Source organism: Streptomyces sp. NPDC002671, from assembly GCF_053592475.1.
Map to the genome: position 1 here is coordinate 560,977 of NZ_JBSFVU010000001.1, position 20,032 is coordinate 581,008.

Genomic DNA, 20,032 nt, shown 5'->3' on the forward strand with positions numbered 1-20,032 from the left:
TGTCATCAGCTGCAGCCGCTGGTCGAGCCGCAGCCCTCGCAGATGTAGCAGGAACCGGCCCGCTGCATCTTCGTGCCGCAGGAGAAGCACAGCGGGGCGTCGGCCTGGATGCCCAGCTGCATCTCCACCAGCTCGGCGCTGGTGTGCGCCTGCTTCGGGTCGGGCTTGACCGTCTCGGCCTCGGCCTTCGGCGCGGCGACCGCCCTCAGCTCCTGGGCGCGCGGCGCCGACTGGGCCAGGCCCTCGACGTCGACCTCGTCGTCCTCGATGGACTGCTCGTACGAGCCGGTCTCCAGGTGGCGCTGGCGCTCCTCGGCGGAGTGGATGCCGAGCGCCGAGCGCGTCTCGAAGGGCAGGAAGTCCAGCGCCAGGCGGCGGAAGATGTAGTCGACGATCGACTGCGCCATCCGCACGTCCGGGTCGTCCGTCATGCCGGCCGGCTCGAAGCGCATGTTGGTGAACTTCGAGACGTACGTCTCCAGGGGCACGCCGTACTGGAGGCCGACGGAGACCGCGATGGAGAAGGCGTCCATCATGCCCGCGAGGGTCGATCCCTGCTTGGACATCTTCAGGAAGACCTCGCCGAGACCGTCGTCCGGGTAGGAGTTGGCGGTCATGTAGCCCTCGGCACCGCCGACCGTGAAGGACGTGGTGATCCCCGGGCGGCCCTTGGGCAGGCGCTTGCGGACCGGGCGGTACTCGATGACCTTCTCGACCGCCTCACGGATGGTCGCCTCGGTCTTCTCCGTGACCTCGGCCTTCTCCTTCTCCTTGGACTTGGCGGAGAGCGGCTGGCCGACCTTGCAGTTGTCGCGGTAGATCGCGAGCGCCTTGACGCCCAGCTTCCACGCCTCGTAGTAGATCTCCTCGACCTCCTCGACGGTCGCCGTCTCCGGCATGTTGACCGTCTTGGAGATGGCGCCGGAGATCCACGGCTGGATCGCGGCCATCATGCGGACGTGGCCCATCGGGGAGATGGCGCGCTCGCCCATGGCGCAGTCGAACACCTCGTAGTGCTCGTGCTTGAGGCCGGGGGCGTCGATCACATTGCCGTGCTCGGAGATGTGGGCGACGATCGCCTCGATCTGCTCCTCCTGGTAGCCCAGGCGGCGCAGGGCCTGCGGGACGGTGCCGTTGACGATCTGCATCGAGCCGCCGCCGACGAGCTTCTTGAACTTCACCAGCGCGAGGTCGGGCTCGACACCGGTGGTGTCGCAGGACATCGCCAGACCGATGGTGCCGGTCGGGGCGAGGACGGACGCCTGGGAGTTACGGAAACCGTTCTGCTCGCCGACGCGCAGCACGTCCTGCCAGGCCTCCGTGGCGGCGGCCCACACCGGGGTGTCCAGGTCGTCCATGCGGACGGCCGTGCCGTTGGCGTCGGCGTGCTGCTTCATGACGCGCTTGTGGGCGTCGGCGTTGCGGGCGTAACCGTCGTACGGGCCGACGACCGCGGCCAGTTCGGCGGAGCGGCGGTAGGCCGTACCCGTCATCAGGGAGGTGATGGCGCCGGCCAGGGCACGGCCGCCGTCGGAGTCGTAGGCGTGGCCGGTGGCCATCAGCAGGGCGCCGAGGTTGGCGTAGCCGATGCCCAGCTGGCGGAACGCGCGTGTGTTCTCGCCGATCTTCTGGGTCGGGAAGTCCGCGAAGCAGATCGAGATGTCCATCGCGGTGATGACCAGCTCGACGACCTTGGCGAAGCGCTCGACGTCGAAGGACTGCTTGCCCTTGCCGTCGTCCTTGAGGAACTTCATCAGGTTCAGCGAGGCCAGGTTGCAGGACGTGTTGTCCAGGTGCATGTACTCGCTGCACGGGTTCGACGCGGTGATCCGGCCGGACTCGGGGCAGGTGTGCCAGGTGTTGATGGTGTCGTCGTACTGGATGCCGGGGTCGGCGCAGGCCCAGGCGGCCTCGGCGATCTTGCGGAAGAGCGCCTTGGCGTCGACCTCCTCGATGACCTCACCGGTCATGCGGGCGCGCAGGCCGAACTGGCCGCCCTTCTCGACCGCCTTCATGAACTCGTCGTTCACGCGGACGGAGTTGTTGGCGTTCTGGTACTGGACGGAGGTGATGTCGTCGCCGCCCAGGTCCATGTCGAAGCCCGCGTCACGCAGGACGCGGATCTTCTCCTCTTCCTTGACCTTGGTCTCGATGAAGTCCTCGATGTCGGGGTGGTCGACGTCGAGAACGACCATCTTGGCCGCGCGGCGGGTGGCACCACCGGACTTGATGGTGCCGGCGGAGGCGTCGGCGCCGCGCATGAAGGAGACCGGGCCGGAGGCGTTGCCACCGGAGGAGAGCAGCTCCTTGGAGGAGCGGATGCGGGAGAGGTTCAGGCCGGCGCCGGAGCCGCCCTTGAAGATCATGCCCTCTTCCTTGTACCAGTCGAGGATCGACTCCATGGAGTCGTCGACGGACAGGATGAAGCAGGCGGAGACCTGCTGCGGCTGCGGGGTGCCGACGTTGAACCAGACGGGGCTGTTGAAGCTGAAGATCTGGTGCAGGAGGGCGTACGCCAGCTCGTGCTCGAAGATCTCGGCGTCGGCGGGCGAGGCGAAGTACTTGTAGTCCTCGCCGGCCTTCCGGTACGTCTTCACGATGCGGTCGATCAGCTGCTTGAGGCTGACCTCACGCTGCGGGGTGCCGACGGCACCTCGGAAGTACTTGCTGGTGACGATGTTGACCGCGTTCACCGACCAGAAGTCGGGGAACTCGACGCCACGCTGCTCGAAATTGACCGAGCCGTCGCGCCAGTTGGTCATGACGACGTCACGATGCGCCCACTCGACCTCGTCGTACGGGTGTACGCCGGGGGTGGTGTGGACGCGCTCGATACGCAGCCCCTTGCTGCCCTTGGCACCCTTGGCTCGGGAACCTCGTGCCGGACCGCTCGCCGTCTCTGTCATGCCGCCTCCCTCTACGGGCGAAAACGCCCTGAAGTGCCCCGTTTGTTCCCGTGGCACGGTGTTCTGTCTTGTGTTGCGGGCACCCTCAGCCACGCCCGCAACAGGTCTTCTTGCGCCGCCTGCCGGCCGGAACCCGGGTCTCCGACCCCGTTCCGGCCTGCCGGTCAGTCGGCGGCGTGAGTGGGCACGGGGACCTGAGTGGTCCCTCCGGGCCCGCGTTCGTCTTCCCGGCTCCCCGCTCCCGCGTCTTCCTCGTCCGCGGCGGGGCGCCGCGTCGTCTCCCTCAGCTCCGCGATCGCGGCCTCGAAGTCCTCGAGCGTGTCGAACGCCCGGTAGACGGAGGCGAATCGCAGAAAGGCGACGAGGTCCAGTTCCTGCAAGGGGCCGAGTATGGCCAGCCCCACGTCGTGGGTGGTCAGCTCGGCGCTTCCGGTGGCCCGCACCGCCTCCTCGACCCGCTGGCCGAGCTGGGCGAGCGCGTCCTCGGTGACAGGCCGTCCCTGGCATGCCTTGCGCACGCCGTTGATGACCTTGGTACGACTGAACGGCTCGGTGACCCCGGACCGCTTCACCACCATGAGCGAGCACGTCTCCACGGTCGTGAAACGACGGGAGCAGTCAGGGCACTGGCGGCGCCTGCGGATCGATGTGCCGTCGTCGGTCGTACGGCTGTCGACGACGCGGCTGTCGGGGTGCCTGCAGAAGGGGCAGTGCATGATCTCCAACCCTCCTCACAGCAGACTCAACAGCCTCGCTGGGCCTCACAGGCCCCTCGAAGCAGCCCCAAGCATAGGCGATCGCGGAGGGTCCGAAGACCGGGGGGCACCGTGAAAACACAACTTCTGGGCTGCCGTAGCCATCCAACCACTAGATGTAGGGATTGGCTCATACACCGAGGCGAGCTCGCGTGTCGCTGCACAGAAGGGGCGGCCGGACACGCGTGTGCACAGCGATGCCGCCGGGGCGGTTGCGGAGATACGGTGGGCGCCACACGGAGGACGCGTGCGACTCCGGAACAGAAGGAGGTCCGGAGCCCGGTCGAACCGGCTCCGGATGGCAGACTGGGGAAGCCACCCACGAGGTCGGCAGCCCCGGCGGTGAAGAGTACAACAATGGGCACTTTTGTCCGCTAGGTGCCGCGTTAGCCATACACCCAGACACATGATCGCGTCACGTGAAACGCACTTTTTCACTCGAACGTGTGTTTGGCGCAACCTTTCGAAAGCAACTACCGTTGTCCAGCAGGGAGACCATCGAGAGGGGCCGCCGTGACCACCACCGCAGACAGTGCCACCATCACCGCCCAGGACCGCTCCCAGGGCCGAGTCGAGCCGGTACATGCGATGAACGAAGCCATGAATCCCGAGGGACACAAGCGCTCCCTGCCGGGCCGACCTCCAGGCATCCGGGCGGACAGCTCCGGACTCACCGACCGGCAACGCAGGGTGATCGAGGTCATCAGGGACTCGGTGCAGCGGCGCGGCTATCCGCCGTCCATGCGGGAGATCGGCCAGGCGGTCGGCCTCTCCAGCACCTCCTCGGTCGCGCACCAGCTGATGGCCCTGGAGCGCAAGGGCTTCCTGCGCCGCGACCCGCACCGCCCGCGCGCGTACGAGGTACGCGGCTCCGACCAGGCCGTGAGCGTGCAGCCCACGGACACCGCCGGCAAGCCCGCCGCGTCGTACGTCCCGCTGGTCGGCCGCATCGCCGCCGGTGGCCCGATCCTCGCGGAGGAGTCCGTCGAGGACGTCTTCCCTCTCCCCCGCCAGCTCGTCGGTGACGGCGAACTGTTCGTCCTCAAGGTCGTCGGCGACTCCATGATCGAGGCCGCGATCTGCGACGGCGACTGGGTCACCGTCCGCCGCCAGCCCGTCGCCGAGAACGGCGACATCGTGGCGGCCATGCTCGACGGCGAAGCCACGGTCAAGCGCTTCAAGCGCGAGGACGGCCACGTCTGGCTCCTCCCGCACAACGCGGCCTACGAGCCGATCCCGGGCGACGACGCGACCATTCTGGGCAAGGTCGTCGCCGTGCTGCGCCGCGTGTGACGGCCGCGGCGGGCGAGCCGGACGGCTCACCCCCCTGAGCGGGCCCCGGAACCCCTGCGCCGGTTCCGGGGTCTTGTGCGTTCCGGGGTGTTACCCGGCCTCCGCCTGCTTCGCCACCACGTCGATCGCCGCGAGCGACCGGCGCACCTGGTTGCGGTCCGTCGTGAACCAGAAGTCGGGCAGCGACGCCTTGAGATACCCGCCGTACCGCGCGGTGGCCAGCCGCTGATCCAGTACGGCGACCACGCCGCGGTCCCCTGACGCCCGCACCAGACGACCGGCACCCTGGGCCATGAGCAGGGCCGCGTGGGTCGCCGCCACCGCCATGAAGCCGTTGCCGCCCGCGTCCTCCACCGCCTTCTGGCGGGCGCTCATCAGCGGGTCGTCGGGGCGCGGGAACGGGATCTTGTCCATGACGACCAGCTGGCAGCTGGGACCCGGGACGTCGACGCCCTGCCACAGCGACAGCGTGCCGAAGAGGCACGTCCTGGGATCGGCCGAGAAGTTCTTGATCAGTTCGCCGAGCGTCTCCTCGCCCTGGAGCAGGATCGGGAACTCGGGGATCCGGGAGCGCAGTTCCTCCGCGGCGAGCTGGGCGGCCCGCATGGACGAGAACAGGCCGAGCGTCCGGCCGCCGGCCGCCTGGATCAGCTCGGTCAGCTCGTCCAGCATGTCGGCGCGATCGCCGTCCCGCGCGGGGCGCGCCAGATGCTTGGCGACGTACAGGATGCCCTGCTTGCGGTAGTCGAAGGGCGAGCCGACGTCGACGCCCTTCCATTGCGGCAGGTCCTCGCCCTCCACGCCCTCGGGGCCGAGCCCCAGAGACGCGCCGACGCCGTTGAAATCGCCGCCCAGCTTGAGGGTCGCGGAGGCGAGGACGACGGACCGGTCCGCGAAGAGCTTCTCCCTGAGCAGCCCGGACACCGACATCGGGGCAATGCGCAGCGAGGCGCCGAACCGGTCGTGGCGCTCGTACCAGACGACGTCCCACTCCGAGCCGTTCAGGACCCGCTCCGCCACGTCGTGCACCGTCTCCACCGAGGCCAGCGCCTGCTTGCGGACCGCGTCCTCGTCCTGCACGGACTTGTCACGGGTCGTACCGAGCGCGGAGATCACCGTGCGGGCGGCGTCCCGCAGCGCCATCAGGGCATAGCCGAGGTCCTCCGGGATCTCCTCCAGGCGGCCCGGCAGGGCCAGCTCCATCAGCCGTTCGAAGCCCTCGGCGGCGGTCTGGAGCTGGTCGGCGGCCTTCTCGTTCACGAGCTTCGCGGCGCGGCGCACCGCGCGGTTGACCTGGCCCGGAGTGAGTTCGCCGGTGGCGACACCGGTGACCCTGGAGACGAGTTCGTGCGCCTCGTCCACGATCAGCACCTCGTGCTGCGGCAGCACCGGGGCGCCCTCGATGGCGTCGATGGCCAGCAGCGCGTGGTTCGTGACGACGACCTCGGCGAGCTTGGCCCGCTCGCGGGCCATCTCCGCGAAGCACTCGGCGCCGTACGCACACTTCGACGCGCCCAGGCACTCCCTCGACGACACCGACACCTGCGCCCAGGCCCGGTCCGAGACACCCGGGGTCAGGTCGTCACGGTCACCGGTCTCGGTCTCGTCCGACCAGTCGCGCAGGCGCAGCAGATCCTGGCCCAGCTTGCTCGTGGGCGCGGCAGCCTCGAACTGGTCGAAGAGTCCGTCCTCCTCGTCCTGCGGCATGCCCTCGTGCAGGCGGTGCAGGCACAGATAGTTCGACCTGCCCTTGAGCATCGCGAACTCCGGGCGGCGGCGCAGCAGCGGGTGCAGGGCATCGACCGTGCGCGGCAGGTCGCGCTCCACGAGCTGGCGCTGCAGGGCGAGCGTGGCCGTCGCGACAACCACCCGCTCTCCGTGCGCGAGCGCGGGCACGAGATAGCCCAGCGACTTTCCGGTGCCGGTGCCGGCCTGGACCAGCAGGTGGGATCCGTCGTCGATCGCTTCGGCGACCGATTCGGCCATGGTCACCTGGCCGGGGCGCTCCGTGCCGCCGACGGCTGCGACGGCGGCATGCAGGAGTTCGGGGAGGGAGGGCTTCGTCATAGCCCGACCACCCTACGGCCCGGCACTGACAAACGGGCGATGGATGCGATCAAGGCGGGGGCAGGGGGTGGGGTCACGGCCGGAACTCCTGAGGCGGGACCGGGTGGAGAAACCCGATCGGATTCGTTCGCGGCGAGCGGGAACACCGCCGGCCCGCCGTTCGTACTCACTGTGAACGGAAAATCACGCGGCGCTACGACACGTGGCTCGGGACCCGGTCCCGGATCATGAGGGCGGCCCGCTTGCCGGGCAGGTCGACCTCGGCCGCGAACCGAAAACCGGCACTGAGGAACGCGGCCACGGAGGGGGTGTTGCGAAGATCGGGCTCCGCGACGACGCGCGCACAGGCGGGGCGCCGGTCGAGGACGAGGCCGACGACGGCTCTGAGCAGGGTGGAACCCAGCCCCCGCCCCCGGTCCGCGGCACCGCCGATGAGGAGGTGGATCCCGGTGTCGTGCGGACGGGCCGGATAGTGGCGGGCCAAAGGGTCCAGGTCCGCCCTGTAGATCTCCCAGTAGCTCATCGGGGCGCCGGCGAGGACGCCCAGGCACGGCACGCTGCGCCCGTCTCCGTCTCGCTGAGCCCGCAGGTGGCTTGCCGTCCGGTCCCGGGGTCCGGCCAGCTCCCAGTACGCGGCGACGGCGGGGTCGTTCATCCACCGGTGGACGAGCGGCAGGTCGCGCTCGACGGACACGGGCACCAGCTCGAAGGGGCCGACGGGCGTGGCGATGGGCCCCCAGGTGTCGAGCCGGTCGAGCAGCTCGGCCCTCTCCCCGGCGAACAGTGCCGCCAACTCGGCGGGCAGGCGCAGGTCCAGCGTGTCCTCGCTGCCGTCGGCCGTGCGGGGGCCGGTGCAGCTCGGGCGGGCGGGGACGGCGACGGCGCTCGCGTCGGTGGGAGGCACGGTTCGCTCCTCTCGGGGATGTGCTTCCGGGTTGCGTGTCAAGGGTGCACTTCAGGAATTCGCTCAGGAATGAAGGGGGTTGGCGATGGTGACGTAGACGGACTGTGTGCCGACGGGGCCGACGAGTTCGTCGAGGCCGTGCAGCCGGGTCAGCAGGTTGGCCTTGCAGCGCAGGTCGGGTGAGTCGAGCAGACGGCCGGGCAGCGAGGTGCGCAGGGGATCGGGTCCCGAGACGACGTCGGCGAGGAAGCGGCGGAAGGCGGCAAGAAGCAGCCGCTCGTCGGCGAGGCGCTGGGAGCCGAAGGCGCCGATCAGGCCGAGGACGTTGTTGATGGCGAGGTAGTAGGCGAAGCGTTCGTCGGTGACCTCGTCGGAGACGAAGGTGTCGCTGCGCTCTCCGATTCCGGGCAGCCGGGCGTCGAGTTCGGCCCGCCGGGACTCGCGGAAGTAGTAACCCTGGTTGTCGCGGTAGCGGCCGGCGACGGGCCAGCCGTCACCGTCCAGGAGGACCAGCGTGTTCTGCTGGTGCGCCTCCAGAGCGACACCGGCCTCACTGTCCAGCCACAGCACGGGGCGGACCACCTGCTGGAGGTAGCGCAGGAACCACTCGGCGGCGACGGCCCCGACGGGACGGCCGGTGCGTGCGGCGAGGCGTTCGACGAGCTGGGCGAGACGGGACTTGGCCGGCCAGGCGTCCTCGGGCGCCCGTGGGCCCGGGATGGGGCGGGGCGACACGAGTCCGGCGACGCAGTTCACATCGTCGGCCGGGGCGAACGGGTTGTGCCGGATCACCACGTCGAGTCCGGGCACAGGCCGGCCGTCCGGGTCGTCGACGGCGAGCCAGGCCGGGTCGCGGACGATGTCGAAGCCGGGGTGTACGGCCTGCCACTGCTTGAACAGGCCCGCGCGCAGCAGCCGGTGGACCTCGACTCCGCGGTGGAGCTCCTTGCGCAGATTCTCCCGGCGGGAGTTGGTGATGCGCAGCCCCAGCGACAGCTTCAGCGTCGCGGGGGTGCCGGATCGGTGGACGGTGCGTACGGAGGAGGTGGGGTGCCAGGGGGCGCCGAAAGGGCCGAGGTCACGCAGGAGTCCGGAGCCGAGCAGGGCGGCGACGGCTTCCCGGTGCCGGACCTCGCGCGCCTGCCAGGGGTGCAGGGGCAGGGCGGCGTACCCGTCGGGCAGCGGCAGTTCGACTCCGGCGAGTTGCCGGGCGAGGTCGGCCGCGGGGACCGGACGGCCGCGCTCGGTCCAGGCCGAGTCGGTCGCGAGCAGGGAGGGGGCGACAGCCATCCAGTGCAGCGGGAAGGAGCCGCGCAACTCCGGTGAGTACAGCCGGGCTTCGGCCTCGGTCAGGCCCTCGCGGCTCTTCGGGGTCGGGTGCAGCGGGTGGCCGAGCAGGAGGGCCTGCTCGGCGCCGAGGAAGAGATCGGGGCCGTCGGCGGGGTGCTCACGCCGGTCGCGGAGAAAGGCAGCGGTGCGCCGGAGGGAGTCGGCCACCCGGGCCACGAGGTCGCCGCCGTCGCCCGCGGAGGTCGCCTGCGGGGCGCCGGCGGTGCCGGCCGGGCTGCCGGCCGGGCTGCCGGCCGTCTCCCTGGCCAGCAGGGCCGCGAGGGTGACGGCGTCGACGGGAGGGGCGGCTTCGGGGGCATCGGCGAGGCGCACCGGCCCGAAGCGGTGCCAGCCGGTCGGGGACCAGTAGCGGATCGGTGCGATCAGACAGGTGCCGCTGGCGGGCAGCGGGATACGGAGGGCACCGGAGGCGGGCGTAGGGAGGTTCCTCTCACGCACCCAGCAGCGGAGGAGATTCTCCGCGGCGGCGGCCTGGGCCGCGGTGTCGGCGTCGGGGTGCTCCAACAGGTCGGTCGGGTCGGCGCCGAGGTCTGCCGGGTACGCGGCATCTGGATGGCGCCGCTTCTGCTGCGGCACCGACTCGGCGAGCGGCACGGGAAAGGCGGGGCCCGCGGGGTCTCCCTGTTCGTCGGGCGAGCCGGAAGGGCCGTCGGGTGTGGGGGTGGCGGTCAAGACGGCTCCTCGGGTGGTGGTGCGGGCGGATGGGTGTGGACACGGGCCGGTGTCGGTCGAGAGGCAAGGAGGTGTGGTGGAGAGGGGACGCGGCTCCGGTCGTGGCGTGCGCCTCGGCCTCGGTGGCGTGGCGGCCTGTGCACGACTGCTAGCCGGTGCCTTCGGCAGGTCCGTCGTGCCGGCGGCGCTGTGGGCCATGGCCCTGCTGGGGGCCGTGGTCCTTGCGGTCGCGGGCCACCGCCGCGATGGCGTCGGTCAGGCGGTCCAGTACCGCCGCCGCCTGCTCGTCGCTGATGGTCAGCGGAGGCAGCAGCCGGACGACACCGGCGTGACGGCCACCGAGTTCCACGATCAGGCCGCGCTCCAGGCACTCCCGCTGCACGGCGGCGGCGAGTTCGGGCGCGGCGGGGCGCGGGATGCGGGCGGGCACCGGCCCGGCCGGGGCAAGAGCGGGGTCACCGGCAGCGAGGCCCTCGCTCCGAGCCTGGGCCCCCTCCGGCTCCACGAGTTCGACCCCGATCATCAGTCCGCGCCCCCGCACCTCCCCCACGCAGGCGAAATCGGCGGTGAATTTGCCGAGTTGGGCCAGCATGCGGGCGCCGAGGTCGGCGGCTCGCGCGGCGAGGCCGTGCTCACGGACATAGGCGAGGGTGGCGGTGCCGGCGGCCATGGCGAGCTGATTGCCGCGGAAGGTGCCCGCGTGGGCGCCGGGCTGCCAGACGTCGAGGTCGTCGCGGTAGACGACCACGGCGAGCGGCAGGCTGCCGCCGATGGCCTTGGACAGGACCATGACGTCGGGGGTGATGCCGCTGTGGTCGACGGCCCAGAAGGCGCCGGTCCGACCGACGCCGGTCTGGACCTCGTCGACGATCAGCGGGATCGACCGGTCGGCCGTGAGCCGCCGCATGCGGCGCAGCCAGTCGTCCGGCGCGGGAATCACTCCGCCCTCGCCCTGGACGGGTTCGAGGATCATCCCGGCGGGCTGGGGCACGCCGGACTTGGGGTCGTCCAGGAGGGACTCGGCCCAGCGGGCGGCGAGTTCGGCGCCGGCCGGGCCGCCCACGCCGAAGGGGCAGCGGTAGTCCTGCGGGTACGGCAGCCGGGTGACCTGTACGTCGCCGGCGCCGCCGGAGGCGGCCAGCGCACCGGCGGTCATGCCGTGGTAGGCGCCGGTGAAGGCAAGGAGGCCGGTGCGCCCGGTGGCGGTGCGGACGAGCTTGAGCGCGGCCTCGACGGCGTCGGTGCCGGCCGGTCCGCAGAACTGGACGCGGGCGCGCTCGGCGAGCCCGGGCGGGAGCGTGCGGAACAGCTCGGTGATGAACGCGTCCTTGACCGGGGTGGCCAGGTCGAGGACGGAGAGCGGGGCGCCGGAGTCGAGGACCTTGCGGATGGCCTCCAGCACGACCGGGTGGTTGTGGCCGAGGGCGAGCGTGCCGGCGCCCGAGAGACAGTCCAGATAACGGCGGCCGTCGGCGCCCTCGATGGTCAGTCCTCTCGCGCGCACGGGCACGATGGGCAGGGCCCGGGCGTAGGTGCGCGCGGCCGATTCGCGCGCCGACTGGCGCCTCAGGATCCCCTCGTGCACACCACGCGCTCGTCGGTTCGCGCCTTCAGCCACCGATTCGGTCACGGCCACCGCTCGCTGTCCTCCCCGCATTCCAGAGGCGAGTTGATCCGCGGGGACCGGGACATGGGCAGCAGGCCCCCTGCGCTACCAACAGCGGACGGCTCGCCGGGTTACGGGTTTTTTCAAGATCCTTTGAAGTTTTGCCGGATCGGGTGATCTTCCCGTGGTGATCGCGTGAAGGACGGAACCTGCTACGGGCCCGGTGCCACGTTCCAGTACCTCCGGCGCGTGCGGCCTGGGCCGGCACCGGGTCGTCCTCGGCGGTGAGGACGATGTCCTCCTTGGTGGCGGTCCGCACGGGCTGTAGCCGAACCGTTGCCGTTCCATCGGAAGTCCCCCACAGCGACCGCATAGTGTGTGATGCCGTTCCCGAAACGGGAGTGAGACCGGCGTGAACTCTCCATGAGTTCGCCTCCGGTGGCACATCCGCAGCGCCAAGTTGCCTTAGCGCCAAGTTTCCTTCACAGCAGGGGGAGTCAACAGCATGCGATCCATACGGCCGTCGTTCACCGTTCGCCGAGGGAGGGGCGCGTCGCGCAGGACCTCCCCCGCGCTGGCGGCGGTCGCCATCGCCTCGGCGCTGGCGCTGACCGCCACCGCCTGCAACGGCGACGACAGCGCCGACGGCAAGCCGTCGAACGCCGCGACGGCGGGCGGCTCCAGCGACGGCAAGCTCAAGATCCCGGACGACCTCCGGCAGCGGCTCAAGGAGCACGGGATCGACGTCGACAAATGGAAGAACGGCGCCTGGAAGAACTGGAACAAGCAAGACTGGCTGCGCGAGGCCAACGACTTCATCAACCCGATCATCAAGGGTCTGTGGGACCCGGACCGGATGCGGCACGCCAACGACCCGGACAAGGGCGTCGACGACAACGACATCTCCGGTGACCAGGGCGTGACGGACCCGACTCCGCAGCCGGTGCAGGCGAAGACGGTGACGCCGCCGTACCACACCAACGCGGCCACGTCGGGCAAGGTCTTCTTCGACTCCCCCGAGGGCACGATGGTCTGCTCGGCGACGGTCGTCGAGGACCCGGCGCACCCGGGCAAGTCCAACCTCATCTGGACGGCGGGCCACTGCGTGCACGCGGGCAAGAAGGGCGGCTGGTACCGCAACCTCGCCTTCGTGCCGTCGTACAACAACGCGGGGAAGTCGGCCGCCGAGCTGCAGCACGCCACCCGGTCCGAGATCGCCCCGTACGGGGTCTGGTGGGCCGACGGGGCGCAGACGTCCCAGCAGTGGATCGACCAGGGCGGGGAGACCGGCGGGAACGGGGCCTCGTACGACTACGCCGTGATTCACGTGACGCCGGAGCAGGGCTATGCCGGCAAGTCGCTGGAGGAGACCGTCGGCGGCGCGCTGCCGGTCAACTTCGACGCCCCGGCCGTGCCGAAGGTGCAGAGCATCACGGCGACCGGGTACCCGGCGGCGCCGCCGTACGACGGCCAGCTGATGTACCAGTGCAAGGACAAGCCGGGCCGGCTGTCGATCAACAAGCCGGACCCGACGATGTACCGCATCGGCTGCACGATGACCGGCGGTTCCTCCGGCGGCGGCTGGGTGGAGACGGGCTCGGACGGCAAGCCGGCCCTGGTGTCCAACACCTCCATCGGCCCGGTGACTTCGGGCTGGCTGGCCGGTCCCCGGTTCGGTCCGGTGGCCAAGGGCGTGTACCAGTCGGTGAGCAAGAAGTTCGCCGGGCAGTGACACCGCCGGCACGGGCATGACGAAGGCCCGCCCCTCGCGAGAGGGGCGGGCCTTCGGGCTGTTCTACGAGGTCAGGCGAGCTGCGCCGGAACGTACGGCGCCAGGTCCGCCGCCAGCTCCTCGTGCACCCGGACCTTGAGCAGGGTGCCCTCCGCGGTGTGCTCCTCGGAGATCACCTCGCCCTCGGTGTGGGCGCGGGCGACGAGCTTGCCGTGCGTGTACGGCACGAGCGCCTCGATCTCGACCGACGGCCGGGGCAGGTCGTTGTCGATGAGCGCGAGCAGCTCGTCGATGCCCAGGCCGGTGCGGGCCGAGACCGCGATGGAGCGCTTCTCGACGCGCAGCAGCCGCTGGAGGACGAGCGGGTCGGCCGCGTCCGCCTTGTTGATCACGACGATCTCGGGCACGGCGGTGGCGCCGACGTCCCGGATCACCTCGCGCACGGCGGCCAGCTGCTCCTCCGGCACCGGGTGCGAGCCGTCCACCACGTGCAGGATCAGGTCGGAGTCGCCGACCTCCTCCATGGTGGAGCGGAACGCCTCGACCAGGTGGTGCGGCAGGTGCCGGACGAACCCGACGGTGTCGGCCAGTGTGTACAGCCGGCCGCTCGGGGTCTCCGCGCGCCGGACGGTCGGGTCCAGGGTCGCGAACAGGGCGTTCTCGACCAGGACGCCCGCGCCCGTGAGGCGGTTGAGCAGGGAGGACTTGCCGGCGTTGGTGTAGCCCGCGATGGCCACGGACGGCACCTTGTTGCGCTTGCGCTCCTGGCGCTTGATCTCGCGGCCGGTCTTCATCTCCGCGATCTCCCGGCGCATCTTCGCCATCTTCTCGCGGATCCGGCGCCGGTCCGTCTCGATCTTGGTCTCACCGGGACCGCGGGTGGCGAGGCCGCCGCCCTTGCCGCCGCCCATCTGGCGGGACAGCGACTGACCCCAGCCGCGCAGCCGCGGCAGCATGTACTGCATCTGCGCGAGCGCGACCTGCGCCTTGCCCTCTCGGGACTTGGCGTGCTGGGCGAAGATGTCGAGGATCAGGGCCGTACGGTCGATGACCTTGACCTTGACGACGTCCTCCAGCTGGATCAGCTGGCCGGGGCTCAGCTCACCGTCGCAGATGACGGTGTCCGCGCCCGTCTCGACCACGATGTCGCGCAGCTCCTGGGCCTTGCCGGAGCCGATGTAGGTGGCCGCGTCGGGCTTGTCGCGGCGCTGGGTGACACCGTCGAGCACGAGCGCGCCCGCGGTCTCCGCGAGGGCCGCCAGCTCCGCGAGGGAGTTGTCGGCGTCCTGCAAGGTGCCGGAGGTCCACACCCCGACGAGCACGACCCGCTCCAGGCGGAGCTGTCGGTACTCGACCTCGGTGACGTCCTCCAGCTCGGTGGAGAGGCCGGCGACACGGCGCAGGGCCGCGCGCTCGGAGCGGTCGAACTGGTCGCCGTCCCGCTCGCCGTCGATCTCGTAGCTCCAGGCGACGTCCTCTTCCATCAGGGCATCGGCCCGAAGACCCTCGGGGTAGGCGTGCGCGAGGCGCTTGGTGTCCTGGGAAGGGGAAGAAGAGGAGGTCATTGGATCCTTACGTCGATGAATGAGCCGTTACGGCGACGATACGGCGCTCATGGGGAACAACGCACGAGTACCCCGGGAGATTCCCGTGTCCCGTGCCGCGCCGACCTGAAAATGGTCGCACGGCACGGCCCGTCTCGTCATCGCCTTATTCCGGGTCCGTCACTTGGCGTGTCCGGGCGTTTCCATCGTCTTCCAGTCCGGGTGGCCGGGCATCGGCGGGGTCTTCTCGCCGTACAGCCAGTCCTTGAGGAAGCCGGTCAGGTCGCGGCCCGCGACGGCCGAGGCGAGGCGGACGAAGTCGGCGGTGCCGGCCGTGGAGTCCCGGTGTTCCTGGACCCAGATCCGCTCCAGGCGCTCGAACCTCTCCCGGCCGATCTCCTGGCGCAGGGCGTACAGCACGAGCGCGGCGCCGTCGTAGACGTTGGGGCGGAAGATGCTGATCTTCTGGCCGGGTGCGGGCGGCTTGGGCAGGGCGGGCGGGCCGCCGGTCTCGCGCCAGTGGTCGGAGACGCCGTAGGCCGCCTTCATGCGGTCCTCCATGGGCCGGTGCGCCTTCTCCTCCGCGTACAGCTCCTCGTACCAGGTGGCGTGCCCCTCGTTCAGCCACACGTCGGACCAGCTGCGCGGGCTGACGCTGTCGCCGAACCACTGGTGGGACAGCTCGTGCACCATGATCGACTCGACGTACCACTTGGGGTAGGCGGGCTCGGCGAACAGGTCCTTCTCGAAGAGCGAGAGGGTCTGTGTCTCCAGTTCGAACCCGGTGGCGGCCTGGGCCATGAGCAGGCCGTACGTCTCGAACGGGTAAGGACCGACCTTGCTCTCCAGCCACGCGATCTGGTCGGGCGTCTTCGCGAGCCAGGGTTCGAGAGCCTTGCGGTCGCCGCTGGGCACGACGTCGCGGACGGGCAGTCCGTGCGGTCCGTCGCGGTGCAGGACGGCGGAGCGGCCGATGGACACCTGGGCGAGTTCGGTGGCCATGGGGTGCTGGGTGCGGTACGTCCAGGTGGTGGTGGGGCCGACTCGTTCCGCACCCGTGGGCAGACCGTTCGCGACGACCGTGTAGTCGTTCGGGGCGGTGATCCGGAAGGTGAACCTCGCCTTGTCGGACGGGTGGTCGTTGCACGGGAAGACCAGGTGGGCGGCGTCGGCCTGGTTGGCCATGGCGAGCCCGTCGGAGGTGCGCACCCAGCCGCCGTCCTGGCCTTTGGCGGTGACGGGGTCGCTGGTGTGCCGCACGGTAATCCGGGTCCAGCTGCCGAGCGGCAGGGGGTGGGCCGGCGTGACGACGAGATCCTCACCGGCAGTGGCGAAGTCCGCTGGGTGCCCGTCGACCTCGACGGACTCGACGGTGCCGTGCCCGAAGTCGAGGTTGACGCGGTCCAGCTGGGTGGTGGTCCGGGCGTCGATGGTGGTGACGGCCTGGAGCGGCTTGTCGTTCGTGCCGGGATAGGTGAGGGACAGGTCGTACGACGCCACGTCGTATCCCGGGTTGCCCAGGTTCGGGAACAGCCGGTCGCCGATGCCCAGCGGCTCGGCCGGGGCACCGGCGGCGAGGAGGCAGACGGAGACGGCGGAGGCGAGCAGGGCCGCCTTCCGGCGCCGGAGGAGCCTGGGCCTGGGCCGAGGGCGGGAGTTGAGCAGCATGCACCACCGCTACCAGCGCGCACGCGCCCCCCGGCGGCGACGCGCTTCCGGCCCACCCGAACGGGTTGGCCCGGGGGGCCTTCTGGCCATGGCGGACCTGCCGCGCAGGGCCTCGGGGGGAACGTCAGGGGGCAGGTGCCTGGTGCTGAGCGCGGCTCACGTCGTACACGCCGGGGACGTCGCGCATGGCGCGCATGAGCGCCGGGAGGTGGGCGGCGTCGGGGAGTTGGAGGGTGTAGGTGTGGCGGACCCGCTGCTGGCTGGGCGGTTCGACGGTGGCCGAGACGATGTCGACGCCTGCCGATGAGATCGCCTCGGTGAGGTCGGCGAGCAGATGCGGGCGGCCGAACGATTCAGCGACCAGCGTGACCCGGCACTCGGTGGTGTCCCCCCAGCGCACGCCGATCTCCGCGCGCCCCCGCTCCGTCATGTGCGCCACCGCCGCGCACTCCACGCGGTGCACGGTCACCGCTCCCCCGCGTACGGCGAAGCCGGTGATCTCGTCGGGCGGCACCGGCGTACAGCACCGGGCGAGCCGCACGGTGGCCCCGGGCCGGTCCACGAGGACGTCGGCACCCCGGGGCCGGGAGACGGGGGCGCTCTCCGCGGGCCGGGCGGCGATGCTCCGAGCGGAGGCGGCGCGGGGACCGCTCGCCGCCTCCGCACCGACGGAGGTCTCCTCGCTCCCCTCCTCCGCGCCGGCGGCGGGGTGTGTGGCCAGCCAGCGCTGGATGGCGATGCGGGCGGCCGGGGTGTGGGCGTGCTCCAGCCACTCGCGGGAAGGCTCGGAGGCCGGGTCCTGACCCATGATCAGCTGGACGGTGTCGCCGTCCCGCAGGACGGTGCTGAGGGTGGCCAGGCGGCCGTTGACGCTGGCGCCGATGCAGGCGTGCGCGTCCTCGCCGTACTGCGCGTAGGCGGCGTCGACGCAGGTGGCGCCCTCGGGCAGGCCCAGGGTGCCGCCGTCGGGACGGAAGACGGTGATCTCGCGGTCCTGGGCGAGGTCCGCGCGCAGGGTGGACCAGAAGGTGTCCGGGTCGGGGGCCGCCCGCTGCCATTCCAGCAGCCGGGAGAGCCAGCCGGGGCGGGTCGGGTCGGCGCGCTCGCCGTCGGCGGGGTCGTCGGATCCGGGAGCGTACGGATTGCCGAGCGCGACGACGCCGGCCTCGGCGGCCTTGTGCATCTGGTGGGTGCGGATGAGGACTTCGGCCACCTGTCCGTCGGCGCGGGCGACGGCGGTGTGCAGGGACTGGTAGAGGTTGAACTTCGGAACGGCGATGAAGTCCTTGAACTCCGAGACGACCGGTGTCATACAGGTGTGCAGCTCGCCGAGCACGCCGTAACAGTCGGCGTCCTCGTTGACGAGCACCAGCAGCCGGCCGAAGTCGGCGCCGCGCAGTCGTCCGCGCTTGCGGGCCACGCGGTGGACGGACACGAAGTGCCGGGGCCGGATGAGGACTTCGGCCTGGATGTCGGCCTCGCGCAGCACACCGCGAACCTCGTCGGCGATCCCGGCGAGGGGGTCCTCGGGGCGGCCGGCGTTCTCGGCGATGAGGGCTCTGGTGTGCTCGTACTCCTCGGGGTGGAGGATCGCGAAGACGAGATCCTCCAGCTCGGTCTTCAGGGCCTGCACGCCGAGGCGTTCGGCGAGCGGGATGAGGACGTCGCGGGTGACCTTGGCGATCCGGGCCTGTTTCTCGGGGCGCATCACGCCCAGGGTGCGCATGTTGTGCAGCCGGTCGGCGAGTTTGATCGACATCACGCGCACGTCGCTGCCGGTGGCGACGAGCATCTTGCGGAAGGTCTCCGGTTCGGCGGCGGCTCCGTAGTCGACCTTCTCCAGCTTCGTGACGCCGTCGACCAGATAACGAACCTCCTCACCGAACTGTTCCCGCACCTGATCGAGCGTCACGTCGGTGTCCTCGACGGTGTCGTGGAGCAGCGAGGCCGTCAAGGTGGTGGTCTCGGCGCCGAGTTCGGCGAGGATGAGGGTCACCGCGAGCGGATGGGTGATGTACGGCTCGCCGCTCTTGCGCATCTGGCCGCGGTGCGAGGACTCCGCGAGGACGTAGGCGCGGCGCAGGGGTTCGAGGTCCGCGTCGGGGTGGTGGGCGCGGTGCGCTTCCACGACATGGCTGATCGCGTCCGGCAGCTTGCCGCGGGCGGCGGGGCCCAGCAGCGCGGCCCGGCCCAGTCGGCGCAGGTCGATCCGCGGCCGGGACTTCCTGCGGACCGCCGTCGGCGCCGCGGATGCCGTCGGCGCTGTGGGCGCCGTGGACGCTGTCGGCACCGTGGCAGCTGCTGCCGTCGTGGCCGCTACCGGGCCAGGACTCGCAGGGTTCGTGGCCTCCGCACTCATGGGCACCTCCGGCTCGTGGTCCGGCGGACGGGGCCCCCAGGGCATACGCGTCTCAGGGATGGCGACGTTCCCCCGTCCGTGCCGGTGCTTGATGCTATCGAGCCCACCACGTGCGGTTGACCGCCTCTCGCCGAGCGTGAAACGGATCACCCATTCGAGCGACGCTGACGAGGTTTAGGATTTGCGCCACGTGGCCTGAACTCGGCCGAGGTTTCGAACGATCCCGGCGGCCGGGAGCCACCGGGTGAGCGAAGGCCCGGTCAACGAAGCGCGTTTTCCAGCCAGTCGGCGTCGAGCTCGCCCTCGGCGACGATGACGGCGGGTCCGGTCATCTCGATCTCGCCGTCGGGCCGTTCGGTGATGACGAGGCGTCCACCGGGCACGTCCACGGTGTACGTGGCCGGAGTGCCGGTGACGGCCGGGTCGGCACCGTCTCGGCGGGCGGTGGCCACGGCGACGGCACAGGCGCCCGTGCCGCAGGAGCGGGTCTCGCCGGAGCCGCGCTCGTGCACGCGCATGGCGACGTGGCGGGGGCCGCGGTCCACGACGAACTCGACGTTGACGCCCTCGGGGTAGGCCGTCGCCGGGCTGACGGGCGGCGGGCCGTACAGGTCACCGGCGTGGGCGAGGTCGTCCACGAAGGCGACGGCGTGCGGGTTGCCCATGTTCACGTTGCGCGCGGGCCAGTTGCGCTCGCCGACGCTCACCGTGACGTCCCCTTCGGGGAGGCGGGCGCTGCCCATGCCGACGGTGATGTCACCGTCCTTGGCGATGTGGACGGTCTTCACGCCCCCGCGCGTGGCGATCGCGAGGTCCCCTTCGCCCACATGTCCGGCGTGCTGGAGGTAGCGCGCGAACACACGAACGCCGTTGCCGCACATCTCGGCGACCGAACCGTCGCCGTTGCGGTAGTCCATGAACCACTCCGCCTCGGCGGCCAGCTCCCGGGCCTCCGGGTGCGCGGCGGACCGCACCACGTGCAGCACGCCGTCGCCACCGATACCGGCCCGGCGGTCGCACAGGGCGGCGACGGCGGCCGGGGTCAGGTCGAGGGCGTTCTCGGGGTCGGGGACGATCACGAAGTCGTTCTCGGTGCCGTGACCCTTGAGGAAGGCGATCCGCGTGCTCATTCCTCGATCGTACGGGTTCGCCAGGACATTCCCCGCGCCCGGACCC

At 70.9% G+C, this 20,032-nt stretch carries 12 protein-coding genes; 2 read left to right on the forward strand and 10 right to left on the reverse strand.

Features of this window, described 5'->3' with window-relative positions:
- Positions 1 to 5: 5 nt before the first annotated feature.
- Together ACWD35_RS02385 and nrdR are read right to left on the reverse strand one after the other, a co-directional pair.
- Entirely contained in the window at positions 6 to 2,906 is a 2,901-nt protein-coding gene (locus ACWD35_RS02385; RefSeq protein WP_451349242.1) for a vitamin B12-dependent ribonucleotide reductase, read from the reverse strand.
- A gap of 164 nt (positions 2,907 to 3,070) precedes the next feature.
- On the reverse strand, positions 3,071 to 3,622 hold the full coding sequence (gene nrdR, locus ACWD35_RS02390; RefSeq protein ID WP_451349243.1) for a transcriptional regulator NrdR: 552 nt from the start codon (positions 3,620 to 3,622) through the stop codon (positions 3,071 to 3,073).
- Between the two features lie 552 nt (positions 3,623 to 4,174).
- Between nrdR and lexA the strand changes: the two genes are divergently transcribed.
- Positions 4,175 to 4,954, forward strand: a complete 780-nt coding sequence (gene lexA / locus ACWD35_RS02395) for a transcriptional repressor LexA (RefSeq protein WP_451349244.1) — start codon at positions 4,175 to 4,177, stop codon at positions 4,952 to 4,954.
- Positions 4,955 to 5,044: 90 nt separating this feature from the next.
- On the opposite strand, the gene ACWD35_RS02400 is transcribed toward lexA, so the two are convergent.
- The 4 genes from ACWD35_RS02400 to ACWD35_RS02415 form a co-directional block, all read right to left on the reverse strand.
- Entirely contained in the window at positions 5,045 to 7,021 is a 1,977-nt protein-coding gene (locus ACWD35_RS02400; protein WP_451349245.1) for an ATP-dependent DNA helicase, read from the reverse strand.
- A gap of 193 nt (positions 7,022 to 7,214) precedes the next feature.
- Positions 7,215 to 7,925, reverse strand: coding sequence for a GNAT family N-acetyltransferase (locus ACWD35_RS02405; protein WP_451349246.1), 711 nt, complete (start codon positions 7,923 to 7,925; stop codon positions 7,215 to 7,217).
- A 63-nt stretch (positions 7,926 to 7,988) separates the two neighbouring features.
- A complete protein-coding gene (locus ACWD35_RS02410) occupies positions 7,989 to 9,947 on the reverse strand; it encodes an IucA/IucC family protein (protein ID WP_451349247.1) in 1,959 nt (652 codons plus the stop codon).
- A gap of 148 nt (positions 9,948 to 10,095) precedes the next feature.
- Positions 10,096 to 11,583: a diaminobutyrate--2-oxoglutarate transaminase family protein gene (locus ACWD35_RS02415; protein ID WP_451349248.1), complete on the reverse strand. Its 1,488-nt coding sequence runs from the start codon at positions 11,581 to 11,583 to the stop codon at positions 10,096 to 10,098.
- 475 nt (positions 11,584 to 12,058) lie between these two features.
- Here ACWD35_RS02415 and ACWD35_RS02420 point away from each other — a divergent pair, with 475 nt between their 5' ends.
- The gene (locus tag ACWD35_RS02420; RefSeq protein WP_451349249.1) at positions 12,059 to 13,285 is read left to right on the forward strand and encodes a trypsin-like serine peptidase; all 1,227 of its coding nucleotides are present in this window, start codon (positions 12,059 to 12,061) and stop codon (positions 13,283 to 13,285) included.
- Positions 13,286 to 13,356: 71 nt separating this feature from the next.
- Here ACWD35_RS02420 and hflX read toward each other — a convergent pair whose 3' ends face one another.
- The 4 genes from hflX to dapF form a co-directional block, all read right to left on the reverse strand.
- A complete protein-coding gene (hflX, locus tag ACWD35_RS02425; protein ID WP_451349250.1) occupies positions 13,357 to 14,850 on the reverse strand; it encodes a GTPase HflX in 1,494 nt (497 codons plus the stop codon).
- Between the two features lie 159 nt (positions 14,851 to 15,009).
- On the reverse strand, positions 15,010 to 16,497 hold the full coding sequence (locus ACWD35_RS02430; RefSeq protein ID WP_451349251.1) for a M1 family metallopeptidase: 1,488 nt from the start codon (positions 16,495 to 16,497) through the stop codon (positions 15,010 to 15,012).
- 124 nt (positions 16,498 to 16,621) lie between these two features.
- On the reverse strand, positions 16,622 to 18,856 hold the full coding sequence (locus ACWD35_RS02435) for a RelA/SpoT family protein (RefSeq protein ID WP_451349252.1): 2,235 nt from the start codon (positions 18,854 to 18,856) through the stop codon (positions 16,622 to 16,624).
- 260 nt (positions 18,857 to 19,116) lie between these two features.
- A complete protein-coding gene (gene dapF / locus ACWD35_RS02440) occupies positions 19,117 to 19,986 on the reverse strand; it encodes a diaminopimelate epimerase (RefSeq protein ID WP_451349253.1) in 870 nt (289 codons plus the stop codon).
- Positions 19,987 to 20,032: the final 46 nt, after the last annotated feature.